Origin of the sequence: Actinospica sp., assembly GCF_035552695.1 — a bacterium.
GTDB lineage: Bacteria > Actinomycetota > Actinomycetes > Streptomycetales > Catenulisporaceae > Actinospica.
Map to the genome: position 1 here is coordinate 1 of NZ_DASZKT010000040.1, position 5,092 is coordinate 5,092.

A 5,092-nucleotide genomic window follows, 5' to 3' on the forward strand; every position below is an offset into this window, starting at 1 on the left:
GTACCGGAATCGTCAGTTCGTCGGGCAGCGGCTCGAACTCGGGCATAGAGCCGATACTCGGCGCCTTCTCCAACTCCACCTGCTTGGCCTCCTCCGGCGGGAGCGGGGCCTCGAACTGTGTGTCGATCACGGTGAACGACACGGGCAGATCGAGCGGCGGGTAGTGGACCCCGAGCAGTTCGGGCAGCTCGCGCGGATCGGTGATCCGGCCGGTCAGCGCCGCTGCCGCGGCGGTCTCGGGTGAGCAGAGCCAGACGGAGTCGTGCTTGGTGCCGGAGCGGCCGGGGAAGTTGCGCGGGAACGTGCGCAGACTGTTGTGGCCGAGGGCGGGGGCCTGGCCCATGCCGATGCAGCCCATGCAGCCGGTCTGGTGGATCCGCGCACCGGCCTGGATCAGCGCGGCGGTGGCGCCGGAGCGGGTGAGCTGCAGCAGGATCTGCCGGCTGGTGGGGTTGACGTCGAGCGAGATGCGCGGGTGGATGCGGCGGCCATCGAGCACGGCGGCGAGCATCTCGAAGTCGCGCAGCCCCGGATTGGCCGAGGAGCCGACGACGACCTGGTGGACCGGCACGTCCTCGGAGGCGGCCACGCGCACCGGCACCACATTCCCCGGCGAACCGGGGCGTGCGATCAGCGGCTCGAGGGCGGACAGGTCGATCTCGTCCTCGACGTCGTAGCCGGCGTCGGGATCGGCCGTCAGCGCGTGGAAGTGCGCGCCGCGGTTCTGCCCGCGCAGGAAGTCACGCACCGCGCGGTCCGCAGGGAACACCGTGCTGGTCGCGCCGAGTTCGGCGCCCATGTTCGCGATCACGTGCCGATCCATCGCGGTCAGCGCGTCGAGCCCGGGACCGTGGTACTCGATGATCCGGCCCACCCCGCCGTCCACGCCGTGCCGCCGCAGCATCTCGAGTACCACGTCCTTCGCGCTCACCCACGCGGGCAACCGCCCGTCCAGGCGCACGCCCCAGATCCGCGGCATCGTCACGTACAGCGGCTCGCCCGCCATCGCCAGCGCCACCTCGAGACCGCCGACACCGATCGCGAGCATCCCCATGCTGCCCGCCGCGCACGTATGCGAGTCCGAACCCGCCAGCGTGGCACCTGGCACGCCGAAGCGCTCCATGTGCGTCGGATGCGAGACCCCATTGCCCGGCCCCGAGTACCACAGCCCGAAACGGCGCGCGGCCGAGCGCAGGAACAAGTGGTCGGCCATGTTGCGCTCGTCGGCCTGCAACAGGTTGTGGTCGATGTACTGCACGGACAGATCCGTGGCCGCTCGCTCCAGGCCGAGGGCCTCGAGTTCGAGCATCACCATGGTGCCGGTCGCGTCCTGCGTGAGGGTCTGGTCGATGTGCAACCCGATCTCCGCACCCGGCTCCATCTTTCCGGACACCAGGTGCGAGGCGATCAGCTTTTGCGCGACGTTCGCTCCCACGGTCAATGCCCGAACACGTGGTGCCTGTGTCGGCGCCGCGGCCCGGGCGTTACCGGGGCGGCCTCAGCATGAGGAGTGACCCGGCGTCGGCGCGTCCGGGCGCCGAGCGCCACCATCCACAGGCCAAGGCAGAAGACCAACGTCAGCGCGATCCCGGCTAGGAAGATCTGCATGCTCGTGAGCGTGCCGAGCGTGTTGCCGAACATCACGACGGTGTAGTCGGGGCCCGCCTGGTTGTAGGCGATCACCAGCCCCGCGAACGCGCCGGTCGCGGCTAGCAGTACCAGTCCCACCAGCAGCAGCATCGCCCTCACCTCCCTTTCACTCCGGTCCTGCAGGGTAACCGTCCTGGAGGTAACCGTCCCGCGGCCGTTGAAACCCGAGCGGGCTCAGCTTGGTGCGCGTCTTCGTCTACGCCGGTGGGCGCAGTCAGCGTCGCGATGACCGTGCCGGGGGTGAGACGGTAGTGCTCGGCGGCCAGATCGGGGAATCGATGCGCCTTGCCGATCACCCACAACAGGACGACGCCGAGGCCGTGCAGGCAGGCGATGTCGGTGGTCAAGGCGGTGGAGATCGCCGCGGCTGCGGTCATGCCAAGTGGGAAGACCGTGGCCTAGCGGCGCACGTCGTAGTGCAGCCGTGGCCAATGCAGGCCGGCGGTCAGCAGGATCGCTTATCCGGCGAGGTCTAGACCCAGCAGCGTCAGTGCCGTGAGCCGCCAAACCCTCCGCGGCGACGCAGGCCAGAAAGCTCGCGCCGGCCAGGCGGCAGCCGGTGCGCCGCCGCGAGCACCTCTGGCCTTGCCGAATGCGCAACGTTAATTCCGCCGGACGCCGGTACGCGCAGCCCAGTCGACACGGCCGGCACAGGCATTTTCCTTGCGAATCGGGCAACCAGCTTGGCGCGGTGCAAGCAGCGCGTCCGCGGATCCGCAGTGCATCCGCGCAGTAGTCACCGTGGTCTCCGGATCCGCTGCGGCGCCGGTGGTCACGCGCAGGAAAGGAATGCTCATGGCGACGAACATGCCGTATGTCATCGGTGGCGAAGTGAGCTGCGCCGACGGGGTGTGCGGTCGGCTCAGCTGGGTCGTGATCGACCCGATGGGGCCGGAGTTGACCCATCTGGTCGTGGAACCCGACGGGGACCCCGATCACGCTCGCCTCGTTCCCGTCACGTTGGTCGACCGGGACGGCGCGGATGCCGGCGGGATTCGGCTTCGGTGTGGCGCGGCGGGCTTCGCGCAACTCGAGCCGGCGGTGCAGACGGAGTTCCTTCCGGGCAACGAGGGCCGGTTCGGGTATCCGGCCGATCAGAACTACCTGCTGCCTTACTTCGCGCTCGGGCCGGCCGGCGGCGCGGTGCCGGCGGCGCCGATCGGCCCGTTCGCGGCGGCCGGCCTGGATGGGCCGCAAACGGTCACCTACGATCGGGTGCCCTCGGGTGAGGTGCAGGTCAAGCGGAATCAGCCGGTACACGCCACCGACGGCGAGATCGGCCGGGTCCAGGGACTCGTAGTCGATCCGCGCGACCGCCAGGTCACGCACGTGCTCCTCCAGGAGGGTCACCTGTGGGGCAAGAAGCAGGTCGCCCTGCCGATCCATCACGTCACCGACGTGCGCCAGGGTGTGCGGCTGGATCTGACGAAGGACGAGGTGCGTGACCTGCCGCCGGTCGATCTTGCACAGTTCGAGTGAGTCGTGAGCCCGCGCATCCGCTAGGGATCGCGGACCGGGATCTCCCGGCCTCCCTCGGCGCATCACGCCTGAGCGCCGGCACTCCTTCGACGTCCCGCTCGGGAGGACAAGTGCCGCCGCGGTGCGAGACATTCGGCCGCGTCCGGTGGGTTTGGCGCGGTTCGAGCGGGTCAATAGCCGACGGATTTGCCATCGACGAGTTCGAGGAGTCCGTATGCTCGCACTGACCGAATCCGCCGCCGCGGCGATTCACGACCTCACTTCCGGCGCTGAACTGCCTGCCGGCGCGGGGCTGCGCATCGCGCCGAAGACCGGGAACAGCGGCGGGCCGGCCTTCGCCGCGTCCCTCGTCCAGCGCGCGGACCCGGACGACCAGGTGATCGACACCGGCGAAGCCCGGGTGTACCTCGAGTCCGGCATCGCCGGGCAACTGGGGGACAAGGTGCTCGATGCGGAGGTCGACGAGAACGGTGTGATCGCCTTTCGCGTCAGCCCGCAGTCGAATCCGGCGACCTGACCACACGGAGGCGCGGTTCGCTGAGGGGCGCCCTACCGCCATCGTCACCGGCCCGTCTCCCTCGGGACAGTGATCGGCCGTCCCGCTTGCGGTGTGGCCAATCGCTCTTGTACCGGCACGCTTTCCCACGCGCGGTCGCACGGGTCGGGGAGCGCTTTCGCTCCTCGGCCCTGCGGCATTTCCGCAAGCGCGGGACGTCCGAGCTCGCACCCGGCTGGTGCTCAGGTATCAGGGCTCTTGCTGAGCTGCCTCGAGGCCGGGCAGCGGACCACGGCGATGTCGCGATCGGTGAGCACGCCGTGCAGCCGGCCCTCCTCGGCGATCAGCACGTCGCCGATGTCCTGCCCGCGCATCAGCCTCGGAGACCGTAGCCCGCGCACCTTCTGGGCCATGCCGGGTCCTCTTCGTCGGATTCAAGGCGAATTCTTCTCGCGCTCTGACCGGTGCCCGGATGGCCGCCCTTCATGCGCGCACCCGATGGACCCGGCGACGTGGCGGGTGCGGATGTCGCCGGCTGAGGTTTTCGAGAACGACGTCGCCGAGCTCGCACCGACGGGTGGGCCGTGCGGTGGGCTGAGCAGCAACGGTGAGGGTGCCGGCAAGTCGCTCCGTGCTGGTCGGCTGCGGGATGATGTGCGTGGAGGATGCCGCCTAGCCGGTCGTGCCGAGCGGCGCGGAGTCGTCGAGGTCGATGACGTTGTCCGGCGAGGGACGTGGTGGTGCAGCTTGGCCAAGAGCTCGGGGTGGCCGTTGCTCGTTATAGAAGGACTCATACTCGGCCAGGGTGCGGCGCAAGTGGGCGAGGTTCCACACGGGCGTGCGCTCGAGCGACTCGGTTCGGACCGAGCGGCGCCAGCGCTCCTGGATCACGTTCTCCAGGGCCGCCGGCTGCATTCGTCCCTCGGCTACCGAGCCCCGGCCGAAACCCGCCGCACCTGGCAGCAACGGATGACAACGGCCATGTAGGCAGGGGCGAGGCGATGACCGTGCGGACTCCACCCCGGGGGATCGGCACGCCGTCCCAACCCACAGCACGCCCGCCGTGCTCGGCGGGATCTTCCCGATGACCGGTGTACCCGACCGGTGTACCCGACCGGTGTGGCGGGCGGATGCGGCGTGAGGCCGATTGCGGGAGAGGCCTGCTTCGCCGTGGCGTGGGGTGGCGTTTTCCGGTCGCCCTGTTTGCGGCGTGGCAGTCCGGCGAACCGGACTGCCGCGCTGTGAAGATGGCGCCGAACGTCCGATGCTCGCGCGAAGGACGGGGCCCACCGGCCCGAATATCCGATCGGCATAAAACCATTTACCACACAGGCTTCGCATGAGTTCTCTCGAGCAGAACCCGCTTGCCACCGCGCTCCACCCCGTCTCGACCACCGGGCCGGTGCCGCGCCGCGCCGGTGCGGTGTTCGTCTCGTGGATCGCGTCGACCGACCACAAGGTCATCGG

At 69.6% G+C, this 5,092-nt stretch carries 7 protein-coding genes; 2 read left to right on the plus strand and 5 right to left on the minus strand.

Features of this window, described 5'->3' with window-relative positions:
* The 3 genes from VG296_RS06600 to VG296_RS06610 form a co-directional block, all read right to left on the minus strand.
* The coding region (locus tag VG296_RS06600) for an aconitate hydratase (RefSeq protein ID WP_325564149.1) at window positions 1-1,435 on the minus strand (1,435 nt) is incomplete at its 3' end.
* A gap of 2 nt (window positions 1,436-1,437) precedes the next feature.
* Complete coding sequence (locus VG296_RS06605) at window positions 1,438-1,740, minus strand: hypothetical protein (protein WP_325564151.1); 303 nt, start codon at window positions 1,738-1,740, stop codon at window positions 1,438-1,440.
* Between the two features lie 5 nt (window positions 1,741-1,745).
* On the minus strand, window positions 1,746-2,027 hold the full coding sequence (locus VG296_RS06610) for a hypothetical protein (protein ID WP_325564152.1): 282 nt from the start codon (window positions 2,025-2,027) through the stop codon (window positions 1,746-1,748).
* 496 nt (window positions 2,028-2,523) lie between these two features.
* Between VG296_RS06610 and VG296_RS06615 the strand changes: the two genes are divergently transcribed.
* Entirely contained in the window at window positions 2,524-3,129 is a 606-nt protein-coding gene (locus tag VG296_RS06615; RefSeq protein WP_325564154.1) for a PRC-barrel domain-containing protein, read from the plus strand.
* Window positions 3,130-3,343: 214 nt separating this feature from the next.
* Entirely contained in the window at window positions 3,344-3,646 is a 303-nt protein-coding gene (locus VG296_RS06620) for an adhesin (RefSeq protein ID WP_325564156.1), read from the plus strand.
* 221 nt (window positions 3,647-3,867) lie between these two features.
* Here VG296_RS06620 and VG296_RS06625 read toward each other — a convergent pair whose 3' ends face one another.
* Both VG296_RS06625 and VG296_RS06630 read right to left on the minus strand, forming a co-directional pair.
* Window positions 3,868-4,038: a hypothetical protein gene (locus VG296_RS06625; RefSeq protein WP_325564158.1), complete on the minus strand. Its 171-nt coding sequence runs from the start codon at window positions 4,036-4,038 to the stop codon at window positions 3,868-3,870.
* Between the two features lie 259 nt (window positions 4,039-4,297).
* On the minus strand, window positions 4,298-4,540 hold the full coding sequence (locus VG296_RS06630) for an integrase core domain-containing protein (protein WP_325564160.1): 243 nt from the start codon (window positions 4,538-4,540) through the stop codon (window positions 4,298-4,300).
* Window positions 4,541-5,092: the final 552 nt, after the last annotated feature.